Genomic DNA, 22,042 nt, shown 5'->3' with positions numbered 1-22,042 from the left:
TTTCTCAATTTTGCAGCAATAAAAATTTATACCTCAGCTTGGTTTGAGTTTCTGTTAGCGGGTAAGTCAGGTGTCATTTCGATAAAGTCTGTTTGATATTGACCTGCTGTTAGAATTTTATCCAATGGTATAGTCCTCGTTGCCATGTATTGTGGTTCTGGGTTATCACGTATAGCTATGTATTGCTTAAATTGCGATTCTAAGTCAATTGAAAACTTGTTTATTCTTACTCGTTCTTCAACTCTGGTATAAAGGCTACAGCAATCCAGCGTCAATAGTATTGAAGGGCTTGCTGGTAAAATGTAATGGAAGTGTATTTGATTATCGGCGCTTCTCATTAAACGGAAGATATAAGTTCTTCCTAAATTACCTACAAATTTAATCTGTTGGGGAGCATCTTCTTGTGTTGGTGCAGCGTTACTTATCTGTTCGAGTTGCTCATTAGATATCAAGAATCGGTTCCCTTGCCACCTAGGGGCTGGAGAAATGGTTACACTTTGGTATGACATATTCTTAGTATTTCATATTCAGGCAAATCTCGCTTAATGATCGCTTATATATTGAAGACTCAGAAAATAATTTTTGGTTATTAGATATTAGGGCGTGTTTATGAATAAGAAGAGTATTTATAGCGCGAAGCGATAGATGTGCGTTGCTTGACTGATTTTCGGGTAGTCGCAACAGAGCGAATGTCGGACGGTTGATGTTTGTGATTATTTATATGTTTACTCAATGCTAACTTGTAAGCGAAATCTAGAGCGTGACACTTGATATCAACTTGATAAATGCATTTCAAAATCCGGCGCGTTAGCATCCATTTTTTTTGTGATACATCGGACTTTGCTTTGAATGCCTCGCCATCTAAGAACCTCAGAATCAAAGTGCTGTTTTTTGAGGAGTTCTCAGTAAAGATTAAGTATAAGTCATGGAGTTGAGAGCGTGTTAGAGCACCGTAGCTTTGAGTTAAGCTATACCATTCAAGAGAGAAATTTAGTTGGAATGTTGTTGTAGTCATTTAATGCTCAATTTCTTCATTGTCTTGTAACTAATGCTATTCAATCTCAACTTTCACAGTTTTTTTGCATAATATCGTTTGTGTAGCTCTGGGGTGATATTCAGTTTATGTACTCTACTGGCTTGATTTGCTTGGTAGATCGTGGATAAATCTATTGATAACAAAGTGATTTTTTCTTCTGGATTTTTACTAGACATACAGCACCTAGGATTACAGAGCTGGAAGAAGTGTAGCTCATTTGTAGAATCTCTTCGAACGACAAACACTTTATTATCAGAGAATTTGAAAACCGCTGAATTAGTTTTAGATTGAAACACATTAATTACTTTGTCTGTAAAAACATTCTGTTTATCAACTTGTTGTTGAGATAGCTGATTTTTTAGATTCCAGTCTAGATTGAATTTGAATTGGTAAGTTGGCACAGACATTATAATCACCCCAATTTGACGTTGTTTTATGATAATTCATTGTTTAACTTAGTTTTTCAAATAACAAAATTGGCTTTCTTATAACTCTTGATGATTCGAAGCCATGAATAGTTCAATCACTTACAGGTCTCATGAAAATTGGGTTCGGCTCCATATCAAGTTCTTCTATTTTCTCAGCTAAGTCTCATCTCTTTCAAACTGGCACGTTCAATGCTTTATCAAGTCAAATGTTGAATATTTGACGGATAGGCAATTGGACAAACTTCTCTATATCGCCACCAGTGGCGCCAAGCAAAATATGAATGAATTGGCGGTTAGAGCCAATAATCTTGCTAATGCTAATACTGATGGCTTTAAAGCCGATATGGCTCAAGCTCGCTCTATGCAAGCTTTTGGTGAAGGTTTGCCTACTCGGGTGTTTGCCATGACTGAAACACCCAGCAGTAACTTTAAAGCAGGAGCGCTTCGTACCACTGGTCGTGATTTAGATGTCGCCATTAACGGTGATGGCTGGATTGGTGTTCAGGGTAAAGATGGACAAGAAGCTTATACTCGTTCAGGTAGTCTGAGTTTTGACGCTACAGGTTTACTGCAAAACGACCGTGGAAATCCAGTCATAGGTGAAAACGGTCCTATTGTCCTACCCCTTCCTATTCAAAAAATCGAAATTGCCCAAGATGGCACTATCTCTGTTCGCCCACAAGGTGCACCAGCAGAGGTTATTGAAGTCGTCGACAGAATCAAATTGGTAAATCCAAATAATCAAGATCTTATGCGTGGCGAAGATGGCTTGTTTCGTCAAATGAACGGTCAAATTGCACCTGCAGATCCTGATGTAAAGGTCGAAAGTGGTGCAATCGAGAGCAGTAACGTCAGCCCTGTAGAAGAAATGGTGGCGCTCATTGATATTCAGCGTCAGTTCGAAATGCAGGTCAAGATGATGAAAACCGCAGAAGAAAATGATCGAGCCGCAGCGCAGATGGTTCGGATTTAGATTAGGGAATAAAACAAAAGGTGAATTATGCATCCTGCATTATGGATAAGTAAAACCGGCTTAGATGCCCAACAAACCGACATCGCAGTGATCTCAAATAACGTAGCCAACGCCAGTACTGTTGGCTTTAAAAAGAGCCGCGCTGTTTTTGAAGACTTATTGTATCAAAAGGTTAACCAAGCCGGTGGTGTAAGCGCCGCTAATACCAAACTGCCAAATGGGTTGAATGTTGGGGCTGGTACCAAAGTGGTAGCGACTCAAAAGCTGTTTACTCAAGGTAACATGGTTACTACAGATAATTCATTAGACTTAATGATTGAAGGTCCAGGGTTCTTTGAAGTGCAAATGCCAGACGGAAGCATTGCTTACACTCGTAGCGGTCAATTCAGCATGGATGATCAAGGCCAAATTGTAACTTCGGGTTCGGGGTTTGTAATTCAACCTGCGATTACGGTTCCGCAAGACGCTAAAAGCATTACGGTTTCAGCTGAGGGTGAAGTATCGGTAAAAGTACCGGGAGCAGCTGAAAACCAAGTGATTGGCCAGTTCACCATGTCAGACTTTATTAATCCATCAGGCTTAGAGCCTATGGGACAAAATTTATACCTAGAAACTGGAGCCAGTGGTGCGCCAATTCAAGGTACTGCTGCGCTAAATGGCATGGGAGCCATTCGTCAAGGAGCGTTAGAAACCTCGAACGTGAATGTGACTGAAGAGCTAGTGAACCTGATTGAAAGCCAAAGAATCTACGAGATGAACTCTAAAGTGATTTCATCTGTCGACCAAATGTTGTCTTACGTTAACCAAAATCTTTAGGAGTTGATGATGTTGCGTTTATTGCTGGTGGTTAGCGCGTTAATGCTAACAGCATGTGCTTCAACAAATAAGAAGCCTATTGCTGATGATCCATATTATGCTCCAGTGGTACCTCAGGCTGCGCCAACTCACAATGAACCGACAGGCTCAATTTTTCTCGATAGTCAAGTAGCAGGGCTATACACCGACAAGCGAGCGCATCGTATCGGTGACATTATTACGGTAAGACTTACAGAATCTACCCAAGCCCGTAAAAGTGCCACTAATGGCATTAAAAAAGGCAATGCTTTTAAACTTGATCCATTCAAGCTAGCAGGAAAAAACGCCACCATTAATGGCAACCCAATTAGCTTAGATTACAAAGATAACTTTGATTTAAGCCGTGAAGCGGATGCCGATCAAAGCAACAGCCTTTCAGGCAATATTTCTGCTCATGTAATGAAAGTACTCGCTAATGGCAATCTAGTCATTCGCGGTGAAAAGTGGATCACCATCAATAACGGTGAAGAGTTTATTCGGGTTACTGGAGTGATCCGCACAGAAGACATTAAACCAGACAACACCATTGAGTCGCCAAAAATTGCCAATGCCCGTATTCAATACAGTGGTACAGGTACCTTTGCAGACTCACAAAAAGCAGGCTGGTTATCGAAATTTTTCCTTGGTGAATGGTGGCCTTTCTAGGAGTTAAGTTATGAAAGTTAAAATTATTCTCGGCTTATTACTAGCAGTCATTTCTACCAGTAGTTTTGCTCAACGAATCAAGGATATTGCTAATATCCAAGGTATTCGTGATAACCAATTAGTAGGCTACGGCATAGTAGTTGGCTTGCCGGGTACAGGTGAGCGAAACCGTTATACCGAGCAAACGTTCAGTACCATGTTGAAAAACTTTGGCATCAATTTACCCAATGGCGTTCGCCCAAAAATCAAAAACTCAGCAGTAGTGGCGCTTAGCGCTACCATGCCAGCGTTCATTAAAACGGGTCAAACGATTGACGTTACTGTTTCAAGCATTGGTGAAGCTAAAAGTTTACGTGGCGGCACATTATTACAAAGCTTTCTTAAAGGGATTGACGGAAAAATCTATGCCATCGCTCAAGGTAACCTAATTGTCAGTGGCTTTAGCGCCGAAGGTCGTGATGGTTCCAAAGTTATTCAAAATACGCCAACCGTTGGACGCATTCCAAGTGGTGCGATTGTAGAGCGCGAAGTGATTTCACCTTTTGCTCATGGTGACTATCTCACATTTAATTTATTGCGCCCAGACTTCTCATCGGCTAAACGAGTTGCCGATGCAATTAATGACTTATTGGGTGGTGGAATTGCCCAGCCATTAGATGCGACTTCGATTCGAGTCAGCGCACCGCGTGATCCGTCTCAGCGTGTATCTTACTTAGCCACTATTGAAAATCTACAAGTGGATTTAGCAACTGAATCGGCCAAAGTCATTGTTAACTCTCGTACTGGCACCATCGTGGTTGGAGAGCAAGTGAGGTTAAAACCTGCCGCCATTACCCATGGTGGGTTAACCGTGACCATCAAAGAAGCACTGCAAGTTTCTCAGCCAAACACGTTGGCACAAGGCCAAACAGTAGTAACGCCTGATTCTGATATTGATGTAAACGAAAAAAACAAACGCATGTTTTCTTTTAAACCTGGTACTTCATTAGATGAACTAGTGCGAGCGGTTAACTTGGTTGGCGCAGCGCCATCAGATGTATTAGCGATCTTGGAAGCTCTGAAATTAGCAGGCGCATTACAAGGCGAGTTGATCATTATTTAACTCTGTAAAACAGAACAACAGCAATAACTTAAACGGATCTTATGGACAAACTATCAAACGCATCAAATATGTTGGAACTTGGAGGATTAGATAACCTCCGTTCTCGTGCTCAACAAAATGACAAAGGTGCGATTAAAGAAGTTGCCAAGCAATTTGAAGGTATCTTTGTGCAAATGCTGATGAAAAGCATGCGTGATGCCAATGAAGCCTTTAAGTCTGACAGTCCATTTAATACTCAGTACACCGCCTTTTATGAGCAAATGCGTGATCAGCAAATGGCGAATGATATTTCGGATAAAGGCGTATTAGGCTTAGCCGACTTAATGGTGCAGCAATTGTCACCAGAAACCAGCAATATGCGTCCTGCCTCAACACTTCGTACTGATAGCTTACCAATCACTGCTACAGCCAATATAAGTGCCACGCCAAAGCCACAACAGCTTAATGACGTTGTTAGCGGCAAGGTGTTGCCGTCTCAGCCTTTTGAAAGCCAAGATAACTTTGTGCAACAACTTTATCCTCATGCGAAAGAAGCTGCTGAAAAATTAGGTACAACGCCAGAAGTATTAATCGCCCAATCGGCATTAGAAACAGGCTGGGGCAAAAAAATGGTGCGTCAAGCAGATGGCACTGCCAGCAACAACCTTTTTAATATCAAAGCAGACAAGCGATGGAGCGGAGATAAGGCCAGAGTATCCACTTTAGAGTTTGACGGTGGCGTGGCAAACCGTCAGCAAGCTGATTTCAGAGTCTACGACTCAATCAAACAAAGTTTTGATGACTTTGTAAACTTCATTTCAAGTAATCAGCGCTACCAACAAGCGCTTGATGTCGCAAAAGATCCCCAACAATTCATAACTGGCCTGCAAAATGCAGGGTATGCCACAGATCCCAATTACGCCAAGAAAGTGTTAGCCGTAATGAAAGGCATTGTCCCCCAGTAATCTCTTAACTGAGTAGATATTTTCGACACGCTTACTCTGGCCGTAGGAACAAAAAACAATAAATTGGAACAGCTGTTATGTCTAATGATTTAATGAATATTGCTCGCAATGGTGTGTTGACGTCACAGTCGCAACTCAGCGTAACCAGTAACAATATTGCCAACGTAAATACTGACGGCTATAACAGGCAAGTTGCCACCCAATCTACTTTAGATGCCCATAAGGTGGGTAATCATTTTATGGGTTCTGGTGCTTATGTTTCCGATGTGAAAAGAATTTATAACGAGTTTGCCACTCGCGAATTACGTATCGGTTCTACTGGACTTTCTGAGGCTCAAACCCGTCATTCTAAATTAACTGAGATGGATCAGCTGTTCTCTCAAATCGGCAAAGCTATTCCAGACAGCCTTAATGATTTCCAAAACAATATTAACCGTCTTGGCGATACGCCTGATGATCTTGGTATTCGAACCAGTATCTTATCTTCAGCTAAGCACCTAGCCAAAACCATCAATCAAATGGATAACCATTTGAGCAGCCAATTTAAAAGCACCAACGGTCAAATCGATGCATCTCTCAAGCGTATTAATACCTTGACCAAGGAGCTGGGCAACATCAACCGTGAATTAATGGAAGGCGGTGGCGCAAACAGCCAGCTGTTGGATAAGCAAGACAACTTGCTGAAAGAACTTAGCGAATACGCCAGTATCAATGTTATTCCATTAGAGAGCGGAGCCAAAAGTGTAATGCTTGGTGGTTCGGTTGCATTGGTAAGTGGTCAACAAACCATGCAATTAGAATCAAAGAATGGTAACCCGTTTCCAAACGAAACCCGCTTAATGGTCAAAGCTGGTGACCATGAAACCTCTGTTTCGGTAAATCAATTAGGCGGTAAGCTTGGCGGTTTGTTCGATTTTAGACAAAACACCCTTATTCCAGCCAAAAACGAACTTGGGCAATTTGCATTAGGTGTCGCTGATGCCTTTAATCAAGTGCAAGCCAAAGGCATAGACTTAAATGGTCAGATTGGAAAGCCAATTTTTCAAGACATCAATGATCCTGCTATGGCTCATAGTCGAGTAGGTAAGTTTGAAGGAAACACTGGAACAGCAAGCTTAAATGTAAATATTGACGATGTTACCAAGCTGACAGGTAGTGAATACGAACTAAGTTTTGACGGTACAGATTACAAACTTACTGACAACGCAACGGGTAAAGAGCAAACGTTAGCGCTTGATACATCAACTACACCGAATCAGCTTACTGGTGGCGATGGTTTTAGCATCCAAATTAAATCAGGTGCCTTTGCTAACAAAGACAAATTTACCATTCGCCCAACTTCAGGTGCGGCAAGTGGCATCGAAGTGACCATGAAAGATCCGAAAGAAATTGCCGCCGGAAAAGCGAAAATTACCACGCCAGACAGTAACTCAGGCAATACAACTGTTGAACTAAAAGGTATTACAAATCGTAACGCAGCTAATTTCCCTAAAGATGGTCAACCACTGACGTTTGAAATCAATACCAGTACCACACCAAAAACTTTCACAGTGTTTAATAAAGATGGCAATCGTATTGGCGCCGCCAATCAAACTTTTACAGGCAATACAATCAAAGCCCACGGTATTGAATTTGAAGTGACTTCAACCGCAGGTGCAACCGATAAATTCACTTTCGATTTATCCGCCAGAAAAGGTGATAACCGTAATGCGGTTGAAATGGCAAAGTTGTCTACTAATTTCAAAATGAACAATGGCTCAACCACTCTCATCGATGTGTTCCAAAACACCAAGCAAGATATTGGTAGCCAAACCAGCTCAGCCGAAATCCAACTTAACAGTGCCAAAGCCGTTTTCAAACAGGCAGAAACGCGAGTGCTAAGTGAATCAGGTGTCAATTTAGATGAAGAAGCGGCAAATCTAATGCGCTTTCAAAAATCCTATCAAGCTTCAGCCCGTGTCATGACAGTAGCCAATCAAGTATTCGACAGTTTGCTAAGTGCTGTTAGATAAGAAGGAATTAAAAAATGAGAGTATCAACAGCACAATTTCATCAACAAAACATTGGCAATATTCTTAATCGTCAATCGAATACCAGTGAATTGTTAGAGCAAATTGCCACTGGCAAACGCGTAAATACAGCTGGCGATGATCCTGTCGCTTCTGTTGCGATTGATAACTTAAAGCAGCAAAACAAATTGTCAGATCAATACCTAAAAAATATTGATTACGCTAAGAATCACCTGTCACAAACCGAATCCCAGCTTGGTGATGCCGAAGACATTGCACGCGCCTTAAAAGATCAAATGCTGAGTGTCCTTAACGGCAGACATAGCGATGCCGATCGGCAAACCATTGCCAAAAAAATGCGCAGCGACTTGGAAGCATTACAACAAGTAGCCAATAGCCGTGATGAATCAGGTAACTATTTCTTCTCTGGTTTCAAAACCGACCAAAAACCCTTTGAGTTTTCAGGTAGCTCACCAAGAAGCATCAGCTACAACGGCGATGATGGTGTTCGTAACTCAGTAGTGGCCGATGGCGTAGCACTAGGCACTAACATTTCTGGCAGTCACGCCTTTATGGACGGCAAAAATGCCCTTGGTGACTACAGCGCCAAATACTCGTCAAACCAAAGTGGCAAGTTTCAGATATCTGAGGCAAAAGTTGCCAATTCTTCGACACACGTTGCCGCAAATTACAGCATTAACTTTGTTGATGACGGAAAAGGTGGGGTAAACGTCGAGGTAAAAAACGGCAGTAAAACCGCTTTAGCGGCAGCGCCATTTGATCCTAAAAAACCAATCAGTTTTAGCGGTATTGAAATAAAGCTAGACGGCACGCCCAAAGCGGGTGATAGCGTGGAAATCAGCCCACAACCCAACACCAATATCTTTGACACCGTTGAGAAAGCCATTTTGCTATTAGAAAAGGGTGATGTGCAATCTGAAGCTGGGAAAGCAGAGTTGGCACAGCAATTGAATAACTTAAACCAAGGTATAAATCAAATTGGTTTAGCCAGAAGCGAGGCCGGTGTCAGCTTACAAAATAGCGAAAGCTACATGGCAAGACACCAAGATACCAAGCTAGTAAATACTGAAGCATTGGCAAAGCTAGAAGATTTAGATACCGCAAAAGCAATTACGGATTTAAATCGCGAGCAGTTAGCACTAAGAGCCGCTTCGAGTACATACACCAAAGTCAGTAACACGTCGTTATTTGATTTTATTTAGTACGGCTTGTCTGTTCGATTTGAGAAATTGTTCATTGGTGTAAGTGTCATTCCCGCGTAGGCGGGAATCTAGGGACTTTTATTTAAGCAATAGAAGACACTGGGCTCCTGCCTACGCAGGAGTGACACAAGTTCTTACTAGGCAGTGACTTTAAACTTCACACAAACTGGCTAAACAAAAAAATTAAACACAAAGTAGCCGAGCAGTTGGCTTAGGCTAAATTTTAAGGGGAAAAACATGATTAGTGTAAATACTAACGTTACTTCAATGAAGGCCCAAGGAAACTTAGGTAAAGCCAACATGGGCGTTCAAACTTCAATGGAGCGTCTTGCATCTGGCATGCGTATTAACAGCGCAAAAGACGATGCCGCTGGTCTACAGATTTCTAACCGTCTAACCAGCCAAATCAATGGCCTTGGTGTCGCAAAACGTAACGCTAACGATGGTATTTCTATTGCGCAAACAGCGGAAGGTTCACTGCAAGAATCAACCAATATTTTGCAACGGATGCGTGACTTGTCATTGCAATCGGCGAACGGCTCAAACTCTGCAAAAGACCGTGGAGCGATGCAAAAAGAATTATCGGCATTGCAAGATGAGTTAACACGTATTGCTGAAACAACAACTTTCGGCGGTCAAAAATTGTTAGATGGCTCTTATAAAACTCAAGGGTTTCAAGTTGGTTCTAACGCAAACGAAACTATTGATGTAACATTAGGTAATTTTAAATCTTCAGAAATTGGTCGAAGCGTTGTTAAGGCTGACGGCACAATCACTGGAAATGTTGTAGCGGGTATAGCAGCAGCAGCTGGTAATGCTGGTGCAGCGACAGTTGACAATGGTATTGGTGGTGAAACTAACCTTAAGCTGAGTTCTGGTGATAAGACGACGGGAGACATAAGTTACGCAGCTAATGCCGACGCAAAAACTATTGCAGCAGCAATCAATACTGCAGCTTCAGCTGAGGGAATTGATGTTGAAGCGAAAGCGTTAAAAAATGAAGCAAAACTTGAAGGTTTAACTAAAGCAGGTAATGTTGAGTTTAGTATTAACGGACAAGCTGTTGCTGCTAACGTTAGTAATCCTAATGACTTAACAGAACTTGCCAAAGCTATTAATACAAAATCGGATGATTCAAATGTTAAAGCGGTTTTGTCTGATGATAAGCAATCAATTAATTTAGTTGCGGAAGATGGTAGTGATATAAAGTTAGAGAACTTTAGAAGTGATGCTGCGGGTGATGATACTGAAATAACTTTTGGTGGAACAAAGCTTGGTGAAGCAGTTGCTGATGCTAACTCTGCGGTGAAAGTAGCAGAAATAGAAATAAGCGGTGGCGGTGAAGGTTTCTCGTTTTCTGGTGCAAATGGTGATGTATTCAATGCAGTAGGTAATAACACTGCAACAAAAGATGCGATTAAAGATGTTAATATATCAACAGCTGATGGCGCTCAAAAAGCAATTAAAGTCATTGATGCAGCTATTGGTCAAATTGATGCACAGCGTGCTGATTTAGGTGCGGTACAAAACCGTATGAGCCACACCATCAACAATCTAGGTAACATTGAAAATAACGTATCGGATGCACGTAGTCGTATTCAGGATGTTGACTTTGCCAAAGAAACGGCGAATATGACCAAGCAACAAATCTTGTCACGTACGTCTTCTGCAATGTTGACTCAAGCGAACCAATTACCACAAATTGCTCAGTCGCTACTAGGGTAATGATGCTAGAAAGTAGTTACTAGGTTAAGACCTAAAAAACGTAGTGAATTTAAACGGTGGTATAGAGTCTCTATATCACCGTTTTGTTTGTTATTGTATGTGTCAATTATCATTTTTAATTCAAGATACCACCCCGTCGCTCCTGCGTAGGCTATTGCCTTTGTTTTTTATAGTGAAAATTCGCTAGGCTACCGACATACAAAACTGTCGTTACTTCGTTTTCCGCCTTGCTGGTATGGCGGTAATTAAGCGTCGATATTTCAGCATACTGACAGTCCTCTAAAACATTTTTCAAATTTTTTCTAAAGTATCGTTTTTTCCTGCCGTTAACTTAGTTGTAACCAAAAACTAAGTCTGACTGAGATGCAACTGGATGGAATCAGTCAGGTAAATCAGAGGATATACTATGATTTCAGTCAATACTAACGTCACCTCAATGAAAGCCCAGGGCCAGTTAGGTAATGCTAACATGGGTGTTAAAACATCTATGGAGCGTCTCGCATCAGGTATGCGCATTAACAGTGCCAAAGATGATGCCGCAGGTCTTCAAATCTCAAACCGTCTAACCAGCCAAATTAATGGTTTAGGTGTAGCAAAGCGTAATGCCAATGATGGTATTTCAATTGCGCAAACTGCTGAAGGTTCGATGCAAGAATCAACCAACATTTTGCAACGTATGCGTGATTTATCACTGCAATCTGCCAACGGTTCAAACTCAGCCAAAGACCGTGGCGCGATGCAAAAAGAAATTGGCGCATTGAAAGATGAATTGACACGTATTTCTGAAACTACGTCATTTGGTGGCCAAAAGTTGCTTGATGGTTCATATAAAACACAAGCGTTTCAGATAGGCTCAGAAGCAGGTGAGACCATTGATATCACATTGAGTGATGTCGGTGCCGATAACTTGGGGCGAAGCGTTGTTAAGGCTGACGGCACAATCACTGGAAATGTTGTAGCGGGTACAGCAGCAGCAGCTGGTAATGCTGGTGCAGCGACAGTTGACAATGGTATTGGTGGTGAAACTAACCTTAAGCTGAGTTCTGGTGATAAGACGACAGGAGACATAAGTTACGCAGCTAATGCCGACGCAAAAACTATTGCAGCAGCAATCAATACTGCAGCTTCAGCTGAGGGAATTGATGTTGAAGCGAAAGCGTTAAAAAATGAAGCAAAACTTGAAGGTTTAACTAAAGCAGGTAATGTTGAGTTTAGTATTAACGGACAAGCTGTTGCTGCTAACGTTAGTAATCCTAATGACTTAACAGAACTTGCCAAAGCTATTAATACAAAATCGGATGATTCAAATGTTAAAGCGGTTTTGTCTGATGATAAGCAATCAATTAATTTAGTTGCGGAAGATGGTAGTGATATAAAGTTAGAGAACTTTAGAAGTGATGCTGCGGGTGATGATACTGAAATAACTTTTGGTGGAACAAAGCTTGGTGAAGCAGTTGCTGATGCTAACTCTGCGGTGAAAGTAGCAGAAATAGAAATAAGCGGTGGCGGTGAAGGTTTCTCGTTTTCTGGTGCAAATGGTGATGTATTCAATGCAGTGGGTAATAACACTGCAACAAAAGATGCGATTGAAGATATTAATATATCAACAGCTGATGGCGCTCAAAAAGCAATTAAAGTCATTGATGCAGCTATTGGCCAAATTGATGCACAACGTGCTGACCTTGGTGCGGTACAAAACCGTATGGGTCATACCATCAATAACTTAGGCAACATTGAAAATAACGTATCTGATGCACGTAGCCGTATTCAAGATGTAGACTTTGCTAAAGAGACTGCAAACATGACTAAACAGCAAATCTTGTCTCGTACGTCTTCTGCGATGTTGGCACAAGCGAACCAGTTACCTCAGGTTGCTCAATCGCTACTGTAATAATAAGCACAAGCTTTCACATAATAAACAAGCCTGCATTATGCAGGCTTGTTTATTATGGCTTCAATCTCTTGGATACAATACGTTTCATTAAACGTTGTTCTGGTAACCACTATGGTTTCACCTTCGCACTCCGAAAAATCAAAGCCTGATTTTTCATTTATAAAAAACAGCTTAAACTGAATTCCATTTTTTTCTGGTACATCTTCTTTAACATCATAATAGCGAGTAGACAAAAGAGCCCGTCCATCACGAATTTTAAGCGTTAACTTGGCAATAACATTACCTTTTAGCCCTTGTGCTGCCGATTTTAGTTTTTTATTAATCTGCTTGGTATCACCATCGGCAGTTGAAACCTCTATTGGAGTACAGTCACTGTTATAGATTGAAGTAAGTTGAATTGGGTGAAGGGACATACAGTTTCCTCATGCTTGAGTTTTTGGTGATGTATTCAAAAGTTCTTCCACTTGCTTTGTTATCTCTTTTTTGTAGCTCAAAGACTTTTCAGAGTCTTGATTTGAAGCCTCCGGTTCTTCTTTTACTATGGCAACGTAAAATGAAACCTGATTATCTTCATTTTCTCTTGATTGTATATGGCAATGAAACTCAGTTATGTATTCATTGTCTTCATTAATTGTCCATACGCTAAATTTCGCTAGTGGGCCTTCTGATGAAGCCGAGACTTTTCGTGCTTGATATGAGTGGGATAATTGTTCTGAAATACTATCCGGAAAATGATGGGTGAGTTCCATATCATCGATATGAAGCTTTGCATTTATAAAACCTAATGTCTCTGATACTGCCATTATCTTCACGAGTGCCTGTATAAATGAGTTTTTACATAGTCCAGTTACTGCTTAAATACTTCAATGATTTATAAAGAAAGATTCATTTTATCGAAGTGCAAGCCTGTTTTCGGTGGGAGTTGTTCAGAGGATAGTGGGCTAAGTATGAAAACATGGGCGTTTGATATAACACAAATGATTAATTTAATTTAATGTTTAAAGGGTAGTGAACCTTATTAACTCTGCTAAATTTATAAGTCTGTAAAATTAGTTATATATATTAAGGGAGTAATATGAAGTTAACTAATTACTTATTCTGTACGGCTTTACCATTTGTATTAGTAGGTTGTGGTGGCAATAACGATAAAACCGATCCTGTTGTCATTGATAAGCCAAAACCTGAGGACGAAGTTAAGCAAGCACCTAAACCGTTATTACCTACAGCCATTACCCAAGTACCAGCCAAAAAGCAAAACTCACCTCAAGGTGTTTCTGCGTCATTTGAACTGTCAGAGACCGATTACTCAAAACTTGAACCTAATGTTTTAGGTCCAAAGCTTGCGGGTGATGAAATATTTCCAATAGCGAACTTTATTCTTTGTTTTGCTGGGCAATTGGTGCCACAAGAAAATATAGGTCAAGGTATTTATACTGCATTGGTGGATCAAGATGAGTGTAATAAACAGTCAGGTATGCAATCTGATGAATCACAACAATCACTGACTAAGGTGACTACACGAATCACTTCTACTGCTTCTGGTGGTTTTGTGGTTGATGCTGTCTGGAATAGTGGTGGTGAGTTTAGAATTCGTTTTGAGATTACCACTCCTGTATCAGACGCTTCTCAATTTGGTAGCTTTAAAATGTATATGGTAAATCAAGAGGCTGGAGATCCAGAGTCTGCTCGTGGCTATCTAGAAGTGGCACCTGTCGCAAGTAATGTGCGAATTAAATATGCTGATAATTTCGGCGGTTCAAAGCAGATGGTGGGCTTGCAAGCACTAGACGGCACTTCTGGCGGTAGCTTGCTGCACTTAAATGGTCAACAAGCGTCAAAAGTTGAGTTTAATAGTAGTTTAGTGAGTACCATTAAAGGCAATGCTAATGCTCAGTGTTTGTCTAGAGATAACCCAGATGAAGACGCGTTAGGTTACGGCTTGTTCAGCAAAGACAGCGGTAAACTTGTTGGATTGACTACAGGGCGTAGTTTTACTTATATCGATAATGGTGAAACAAAACGTGGATACATTGGTAGTCAGCATCAATGGTTCGAAGGTGAAAAGCCCGTATCAAGCACAGAGGTCAATGGGGATGATGGTAAAACTTATACATTGACGTTAAATAGTGAGACAGGCAAATATTCAGTACAAGACGATCAAGGTAATAATGTTTCCTTTGATGATGTTATGATCTTTGAGAATGTTGATTTAAATGGCGTAAATGATGACTTGAAAGACAGAGCCGAGGCTCCTATGCCTTCTGAACCACAAACTCTTGTTTACTCAGGAATGGGAAGCATGGGATTGTTTAGCAGTAGCAGTAGCAGTAGCAGTGAAGGTCATAATGTTGCATTAAGTCTTCCTGATGGATATGAATTATCCAAAGAGGTCGACGGTCAAGTTCAGCCATTTGTTGTAAAAGCGTCAAGGATTCAACAAAAGTTAAAAGCAGCCACAGATTCTGATGCTTGCCAAGCGCTCTCGAGTGTAGGACTTAGTCCTGATGATTTTGTTGTTATTGACGATGAGTCAGATAACTTCCCTACTGCGGAAGCGCTGGAATCATCTTCAGCAGCACCAAAGTACATTCGAGGTGAACTTACTATTAACTGATTTTTGATCGAAACTGTCCTCTATAAAAAAAGCGAATGGTATAGCCATTCGCTTTTTTTATTGTAGTTTTAGATTAAAAAACTCTAAAGGTTGCCTAACTATTGCCGATAACAGGTCGATTAGAAGGAGTTTAATGTTTTAACCTAAAAAAAGCAGTTAGGCGCATTAATTTGACATAACTGCATAAATTTGAAATAGAAAAAGCAAAGGGGGTAATTCACTCATTAGGTGAATGCTAAATGCCCATAAGCTGGCTAAAATTTCCACTGGCTGCGTTATGGATTTTACAAGTAGAAACCACTACTTGCGACAATCCAAGCCTTGCCACCAGCAATTTTTTCTACGCTTATGAACGTTTCTAACTACTTTTTCTAGGTTTAAAGACAATAGGAGCATAACCTTATGTCAAATAATTCACTTACCTCTGGTATGAATGTTGCTAATGAACAATTAGTAAATGCAATGCAAATAAACAAAGTTAGAGCGGTTGAAGATCGCGAGGCTATGGCTTCATCAGAAACTGAAAAAGTTCAAAATGTTACTCAAACTGATGAAACAAACAAAGTCACAGCAGCGACAGAAGCTGAAAAACAAGAGTTAGCTAATGCCACTGAAGAACTAACTCAAATGATGGCAATTACTCGCAAAAGTATTTCATTTGAAGTGAATGGAAACAGTAACGAGCCGATTGTGAGTGTTCGAGATGCTGATTCGGGTGAGGTGATACGGCAAATACCATCCGAGGAAGCACTAAAAATTGCCGAGCGTATTGCCGAAATGCGTGGTTTATTGCTCGATGAAATTGTTTGAACTAATGCTGTTAAAAAGTATTTAAAGGAATCTTTATGTTAACGTCCACAGGTTTAGGCTCAGGCTTAAATGTTAATGCTTTAGTTGATGCGCTAGTTAATGCCCAAAATGCGCCTAAACAGGCTCAGTTTAACCGTGAACAGGCTGTCATTAATGCTGAAATCTCAGCTTTAGGCTCACTAAAGAGTGGACTGTCAAAATTTGTAGACAAGTTAAAACCGTTATCTAAAGAAGATGCCTTTCAAGGTACTACAACTAAAACATCTAATTCAGATTTTATTTCAGCTAAAGCTGATAAGGATGCGATTTCTGGAAGTTATACCGTCAGTGTTGAACAACTAGCTCGCAGCCAAAAAGTGGGCACAAAAGCGGTTTCAGATGTAGACGCCCCTGTGGGGGCTGGAAATCTAAAATTTACCGTAGATGGTGACAGCTTTTCTGTTGACGTTAATGCTGAAGATAAGCTTAAAGACATCGTTAATAAAATTAACGAGTCAAAGGACAATAAAGAAAAAGGCGTTACCGCAACCATTATCAACGGTGATGCTGGTGCAAAGTTAGTGTTGACCTCTAAAAAAACGGGGCTTGCTAATAATGTAACCGTTGAGGCCACCGATATCACAGGTTCTTCGTCGCTAAGCGATACCTTTACCATGACTGAGGTACAAGCGGCAAAAAATTCCATTATTACGGTCGATGGATTAAAAAAAACATCGGCGTCAAACAGTGTTGATGATGCTATTGATGGCATTACCATTGATTTAAAAGATGCTGATGCAGCAAAAACCACTACCATTAACGTTGAGCAAGATAAAGCTGGTACTAAAAAAACGCTTAAGAGCTTTGTTGAGGCTTTTAACAGCATGTCTAAAACCATCAAAAATTTATCTCGCTATGATGCTGAGAAACAGATAGCAGGTGCTTTGCAAGGGGATGCCATGTTGCGTTCCATGAACTCACAACTCAGAAATACCCTTTCATCTTCATTTGCTGTTGAAGGTGGTACAGTTCAATTGGCTGAGTTTGGCATTACCACCAAACGCGATGGCACTCTAGAAATAGACGATGACCAGCTAGATAAAGCTATTGATAATGATCTATCAAAATTAACCGAGTTTTTTACTAAAGAAGATACGGGTTTTGTAGCAAAAATGACCGAACGCGTTGATGTTTACAGTAAAACTGGCGGTATTCTTGATGGTCGTGATGAATCATTAGATGGCAAACTGGACAGGTTGCAAGATCAAAGAGAAGCCTTTGGTCGAAAAATGGGGTCACTAGAAGATCGTTTACGCAAACAATTCAATGCGATGGACTCCATTGTTGGTAGCCTTAATGCTCAGCAAGAATTTTTAAATCAAAGACTTGCATCACTGCCGGGAGCCTCTAGAAGGTAATTAACTAGCGAAACCCACAAGAGAATCTACAATAAGCAGTAGGTAAATTGAATCTTATGGAAAGTAAAGTGCCGGAATTAAAGCAGCAGCTAAAAGAGTTAAATCAAACCATCTCTTTCACCATAAAAAGCTTAGATGACGTTATTAAATCTGATATTCATAAATCAGAGGAGCTGGCATCAAGCTTGCAGGTGTTAATAGACAAACGTCAAATTTTGATCGAGAAAGTAATGTCTACTAATGAAGTCGACGCAGCTTATATCAATCAACAAAAAGCATTAGCAAAAGCGTTTATGGATGCCCTTGTAACACATCGTCAATACTATTTTGATGCATTAGCGAAAGTGAAGCCGGGTAGCAAAAAAATTAACCTTTACCAAGACGTCGACTCGAGTAAGTAACAAATAGCTTAAGAGTTTTAGTTCAACTCAATTTATTGGTTCTTACTTAGTGATGTTAAGAAAGTTTTGATGATCTAACTGTCAGTTGATGGTTTTGATTTCTCACCAGTTTAAAGAACATAAAACGAATGGAGTTGATACTATGAGAGGATCGCTACAATCCTATCGCCAAGTGTCAGTAAATAGTCAAATTACTGAAGCCTCGCCACATAAAATTACGCAAATGTTATTTGCCGGTGCACTAGAGCGTATTGCTCAATCTCGTTACGCCATTGAAAATAATGATATTGCAGCCAAAGGCTTATGCATTGGCAAAGCCATTGATATTGTAGAAGGCTTGAGAAGCTGCTTAGTAATGGATGATGATGAACTAGGACACAATTTAGAAGCATTGTATGATTTTGTTATTAACGGTTTGATTCAAGCTAATTTAAGCAATGACACCAAGATGTTAAATGATGTCTCGGAAGTTCTTAGAACGTTAAAAGAAGGCTGGGATGAAATCCCAGAAGAAATGCATCATATTACTGCTCACGCGAGCTAAAACTTTTTTCATTTTTGGCTGATAACAGGTGTTTTTGAAACGCCTGTTTTGCTTTTGGCAGGCAATAAAAATAAAAATCGAGATGATATAGGCTGATGTGAGCGTCTAGCTTTTTATGTGCCGTTAAAACCTCTATAGCCATTTTCTTGACGTACATCATATGGGGTGTTTGATTTTTGAGCTATAAGTTGTCTTGTTGTGCAGAAAGCCAATCAGAGACTTGCTTCTCGCGTTCTGATAATACAATATGCGAGATATTGAGCAGTGTTTACCTATGGGTAACATAAAATTAGCTAAAATGACACTGCAACTTACAATCGGGTTAGAACCAGCATCGTTTATTCAACTAACATTGTTGGTGAGCTCGACTAAACTGTAATAATACTTTTAACCTAATGGGCAAAGGATTACCCAAGTAATTAGTGATGGTTGGGTTTTTATAGTGATGATGCACTTACGGCCTTATTAATGATGCAAATTGATCAACGAATTTTACTTGTCGGTAATGACTCAGAGCGATTTAATCGTTTAACTTGCGTATTGGAGTTTCTTGGAGAACAAGTCGAGCAGATCAGCTTAGATCGTCTCACTGCTTCAACAAAAGATACTCGCTATCGAGCGATAGTTTTTGGCGTCACTATCAGTGAGCTCGAAACCTTTCGTTCTATAGTTAGTACTTTGCCGTGGCAACCTTTTATTGCCTTGTCTCAGGAAATAGAATTTGATGCGGCTAACCTTATAGGTTCATTAGCTGACAACCTCAGTTACCCACAACTCACCGAGCTTTTACATTTTTGCCAAGTATTTGGTCAAGCCAAACGGGTGGAAGTGCCAACCAGTGTAAACCAAACAAAGCTATTTAGAAGTCTTGTTGGCAGAAGTGAGGGCATAAACCAAGTTAGGCACATGATCAGCCAAGTTGCTGGTTCTGACGCTACGGTATTAGTGCTTGGTGAGTCCGGTACCGGTAAAGAAGTTGTCGCTCGAAATATTCATTATCTTTCAGAACGTCGTGACGGCCCTTTTATCCCAGTAAACTGTGGTGCTATTCCTCCTGAGCTTCTTGAAAGTGAGCTATTTGGTCATGAGAAAGGCTCATTCACGGGAGCAATTACAGCAAGAAAAGGTCGTTTTGAACTAGCCGAAGGCGGTACACTTTTTTTAGATGAAATTGGCGATATGCCATTGCAAATGCAAGTGAAGTTGCTGCGTGTTCTTCAAGAGCGAGTATTTGAGCGTGTTGGTGGCTCTAAAACCCTAAAAGCAGATGTTCGAGTTGTGGCTGCGACGCACCGTGACCTTGAGTTAATGATCAGAGAAAACGAATTTCGTGAAGATTTGTATTACCGTCTCAATGTATTTCCTATTGAAATGCCATCATTGAAAGAGCGAAGTGACGATATACCTCTACTTTTGCAAGAGCTAGTGGCTCGAGTATTTAACGAAGGTCGAGGGAAAGTGCGTTTCACTCAACGTGCGATTGACTCATTGAAAGAACATGCTTGGTCTGGTAACGTTCGCGAATTATCTAACCTTGTTGAAAGACTAACTATTCTTTACCCAGGTGGTTTAGTCGACGTTAATGATTTACCGCATAAATACCGCCATATTGATGTGCCTGAATATCAAGTGGCCGTCAGTGAAGAGCAAGCTGAACGTGATGCATTAGCTGCAATTTTTAACGATGATGAGCCTGTAGAAATACCAGAAAACCGCTTTCCTAGTGAATTACCTGCTGAAGGGGTGAATCTGAAAGATTTATTAGCAGAGCTGGAAATTGACATGATCCGTCAAGCTCTTGACCAACAAGATAACGTAGTAGCTAGAGCAGCTGAAATGCTGGGTATTCGTCGTACTACCCTTGTTGAGAAAATGAAAAAATACAGTTTATCTAAAGATTAGCTTCTTTGAGCAAACCTGCCTGACAGGTTTGCTCTCTGACCCCGCCAATTAATACAAAATTAAAACCAATTTATATTGGATTAATTTGCTTGCTATTCCATATACAATGTTTATCACATTGTTATTTTTGAATACTACGAATGGCTTCTCAATCAGCTTCATATCAAATTTCATGGGCTCTTCCAGAGGAACACTTCCCTCCGATGACGCTTAAAGATTTTGCTGGAGTGGTTACAGTAAAAGAGCTGGATGAAAGTGAAAGCATCAAAGTCAGCTATAAATACAATTCTGTAACTGACTGCGAAAGGAAGTTAGAGCTATTTTTTGAGGGAGAAGAAGTAGACTCAAGAAAAAGTCAGGAAGTTGCAAAGGCTATATCTGATGAATTTTTCAATCGCATACTACTAAGCAGGAGCAGAGTAGAATACCAAAATAGAGTCATTAGAACTTATGAAAAAAGAAAAAGGGAAGTTTTGGAAGGTTGGACGGTTAGCACCACTAATGCTCACGTTAGTTCGCCTACTGAAAGAAATAAAGCGGAGTTGTTAGTTAGAGAAAAAAAAGAACCTGCTAAAGAACTGAGCATTGAACCTGAAAACCCAATGGAAGCTTGCCAGCCTGAAACTAAACAAGCAATATCGCTTCATAAAATTGGTTCATTACCTCTTTTTATTACAGTGGTAGATGAGAGGGCTGAGTCACAAAAGCTAAAGTTGTATCAATATCGGTCGATTATTTTACAGCTTCATACAGATATGAGAACAGTGAATAATGGGCTTTCTGGCTATGTGCAGAGAGGGCTATTACTTGCTGAGTTTGTCGTCGCACATAGGTTGAAAATTGATCGTCCGAATATCGAAGTAAGTTTTAATAAAGGCTCTGGTTCAATTACGTTAGAGGATAGGGAATTTCCTGTTCTTATAGATAAAAAACCTTATGGTTTTTTTAAGTTCATACAAATGAAAAGGGGAACTGAGATCATCGTAACCCTTGTGAATCAAGAGCAGCAACAAAAAAGTAAGATTTGTATCTATTTGCCGGAGCAGGACGATTCCAGTGCTCACGAAGAGATGGAGCAAAAAAATAAATATGAGCAACAATTAAGCCAGAAAAGGCAGGAAAATCTTGAAAGCATAATTGGTTCAAGGGCTCAAATGTTACGACAACAACTTGCTGATTGTGAAAGTGTGCAAACTACAGGCACTGAAACTCAATTAACAAGGGAGGACTTTAAAGAACCTTTGTTCCCAGGGGTACGTTCGTTCAAAAAAGATTAATTAAAATATAGCTAAATCAATATAAAATGACGCACTCAGCTGGAATTAAAAGAAATTTAGGCAAGGTAAATCGGTGAAGACATAGTTACTCTACGTTGAGATGATTTAACGCAGCATAAGTTTCTTTTAAACCAGCCTGTAAGGAGCTTCTGTGGAGGCACACTTTTTTGTTACATCAATTTATAAGGTATCTACATTATAAATTGATGCGCCTCAAATTGTGCCTCCACAGATAGCTCTGAGAATGTCATTTTATATTGATT

21 protein-coding genes are annotated in these 22,042 nt (G+C 40.3%); 16 read left to right on the top strand and 5 right to left on the bottom strand.

From position 1 onward, the window contains the following. Positions 1-26 precede the first annotated feature (26 nt). The 3 genes from AC1EU0_RS07735 to AC1EU0_RS07725 form a co-directional block, all read right to left on the bottom strand. A complete protein-coding gene (locus AC1EU0_RS07735) occupies positions 27-509 on the bottom strand; it encodes a hypothetical protein (RefSeq protein ID WP_480301730.1) in 483 nt (160 codons plus the stop codon). A 98-nt stretch (positions 510-607) separates the two neighbouring features. Then, complete coding sequence (locus AC1EU0_RS07730) at positions 608-1,015, bottom strand: hypothetical protein (RefSeq protein WP_480301729.1); 408 nt, start codon at positions 1,013-1,015, stop codon at positions 608-610. 53 nt (positions 1,016-1,068) lie between these two features. Then, entirely contained in the window at positions 1,069-1,443 is a 375-nt protein-coding gene (locus AC1EU0_RS07725) for a hypothetical protein (protein WP_480301727.1), read from the bottom strand. 253 nt (positions 1,444-1,696) lie between these two features. Between AC1EU0_RS07725 and flgF the strand changes: the two genes are divergently transcribed. The 9 genes from flgF to AC1EU0_RS07680 all read left to right on the top strand — a co-directional run bounded on the left by flgF (position 1,697) and on the right by AC1EU0_RS07680 (position 12,831). Continuing rightward, complete coding sequence (gene flgF / locus AC1EU0_RS07720; protein ID WP_480301725.1) at positions 1,697-2,437, top strand: flagellar basal-body rod protein FlgF; 741 nt, start codon at positions 1,697-1,699, stop codon at positions 2,435-2,437. Between the two features lie 27 nt (positions 2,438-2,464). Further along, complete coding sequence (gene flgG, locus AC1EU0_RS07715; protein WP_480301723.1) at positions 2,465-3,253, top strand: flagellar basal-body rod protein FlgG; 789 nt, start codon at positions 2,465-2,467, stop codon at positions 3,251-3,253. Between the two features lie 9 nt (positions 3,254-3,262). After that, positions 3,263-3,937 carry a flagellar basal body L-ring protein FlgH gene (gene flgH, locus AC1EU0_RS07710; protein WP_480302046.1) on the top strand — a complete coding sequence of 225 codons (675 nt, stop codon included), beginning with the start codon at positions 3,263-3,265 and terminating at the stop codon, positions 3,935-3,937. A gap of 10 nt (positions 3,938-3,947) precedes the next feature. Continuing rightward, entirely contained in the window at positions 3,948-5,039 is a 1,092-nt protein-coding gene (locus AC1EU0_RS07705; protein WP_480301721.1) for a flagellar basal body P-ring protein FlgI, read from the top strand. A 41-nt stretch (positions 5,040-5,080) separates the two neighbouring features. Continuing rightward, positions 5,081-5,983 (top strand): flagellar assembly peptidoglycan hydrolase FlgJ, encoded by a 903-nt coding sequence (flgJ, locus tag AC1EU0_RS07700; RefSeq protein WP_480301720.1) that lies wholly within the window; start codon positions 5,081-5,083, stop codon positions 5,981-5,983. A gap of 77 nt (positions 5,984-6,060) precedes the next feature. Next, a complete protein-coding gene (gene flgK, locus AC1EU0_RS07695) occupies positions 6,061-7,995 on the top strand; it encodes a flagellar hook-associated protein FlgK (RefSeq protein ID WP_480301718.1) in 1,935 nt (644 codons plus the stop codon). 14 nt (positions 7,996-8,009) lie between these two features. After that, a complete protein-coding gene (gene flgL, locus AC1EU0_RS07690) occupies positions 8,010-9,215 on the top strand; it encodes a flagellar hook-associated protein FlgL (RefSeq protein ID WP_480301716.1) in 1,206 nt (401 codons plus the stop codon). 237 nt (positions 9,216-9,452) lie between these two features. Next, complete coding sequence (locus AC1EU0_RS07685; protein WP_480301714.1) at positions 9,453-10,940, top strand: flagellin; 1,488 nt, start codon at positions 9,453-9,455, stop codon at positions 10,938-10,940. A gap of 406 nt (positions 10,941-11,346) precedes the next feature. Beyond that, positions 11,347-12,831: a flagellin gene (locus AC1EU0_RS07680; RefSeq protein ID WP_480301712.1), complete on the top strand. Its 1,485-nt coding sequence runs from the start codon at positions 11,347-11,349 to the stop codon at positions 12,829-12,831. A 38-nt stretch (positions 12,832-12,869) separates the two neighbouring features. Here the strand turns inward: AC1EU0_RS07680 and AC1EU0_RS07675 are convergent, their stop codons facing one another. Beyond that, a complete protein-coding gene (locus AC1EU0_RS07675) occupies positions 12,870-13,247 on the bottom strand; it encodes a hypothetical protein (protein ID WP_480301711.1) in 378 nt (125 codons plus the stop codon). A gap of 9 nt (positions 13,248-13,256) precedes the next feature. Then, the gene (locus AC1EU0_RS07670) at positions 13,257-13,637 is read right to left on the bottom strand and encodes a hypothetical protein (protein WP_480301710.1); all 381 of its coding nucleotides are present in this window, start codon (positions 13,635-13,637) and stop codon (positions 13,257-13,259) included. Between the two features lie 272 nt (positions 13,638-13,909). Here AC1EU0_RS07670 and AC1EU0_RS07665 point away from each other — a divergent pair, with 272 nt between their 5' ends. The 7 genes from AC1EU0_RS07665 to AC1EU0_RS07635 all read left to right on the top strand — a co-directional run bounded on the left by AC1EU0_RS07665 (position 13,910) and on the right by AC1EU0_RS07635 (position 21,779). Next, entirely contained in the window at positions 13,910-15,448 is a 1,539-nt protein-coding gene (locus tag AC1EU0_RS07665) for a hypothetical protein (protein ID WP_480301708.1), read from the top strand. Between the two features lie 402 nt (positions 15,449-15,850). Then, the gene (locus AC1EU0_RS07660; RefSeq protein ID WP_480301707.1) at positions 15,851-16,258 is read left to right on the top strand and encodes a flagellar protein FlaG; all 408 of its coding nucleotides are present in this window, start codon (positions 15,851-15,853) and stop codon (positions 16,256-16,258) included. A gap of 35 nt (positions 16,259-16,293) precedes the next feature. Beyond that, positions 16,294-17,655: a flagellar filament capping protein FliD gene (gene fliD, locus AC1EU0_RS07655; protein WP_480301705.1), complete on the top strand. Its 1,362-nt coding sequence runs from the start codon at positions 16,294-16,296 to the stop codon at positions 17,653-17,655. Between the two features lie 68 nt (positions 17,656-17,723). After that, a complete protein-coding gene (locus tag AC1EU0_RS07650; RefSeq protein ID WP_480301703.1) occupies positions 17,724-18,056 on the top strand; it encodes a hypothetical protein in 333 nt (110 codons plus the stop codon). Positions 18,057-18,198: 142 nt separating this feature from the next. Then, entirely contained in the window at positions 18,199-18,600 is a 402-nt protein-coding gene (fliS, locus tag AC1EU0_RS07645; protein WP_121836954.1) for a flagellar export chaperone FliS, read from the top strand. A gap of 468 nt (positions 18,601-19,068) precedes the next feature. After that, a complete protein-coding gene (locus AC1EU0_RS07640) occupies positions 19,069-20,502 on the top strand; it encodes a sigma-54 dependent transcriptional regulator (RefSeq protein WP_480301701.1) in 1,434 nt (477 codons plus the stop codon). Between the two features lie 140 nt (positions 20,503-20,642). Further along, positions 20,643-21,779, top strand: coding sequence for a hypothetical protein (locus AC1EU0_RS07635; protein WP_480301700.1), 1,137 nt, complete (start codon positions 20,643-20,645; stop codon positions 21,777-21,779). Positions 21,780-22,042: the final 263 nt, after the last annotated feature.

It is taken from the genome of Parashewanella sp. 2210YD4-3 (assembly GCF_056591735.1).
Note: the sequence above shows the minus strand (reverse complement) of the source record. Positions and strands in the feature narration are given on the sequence as shown.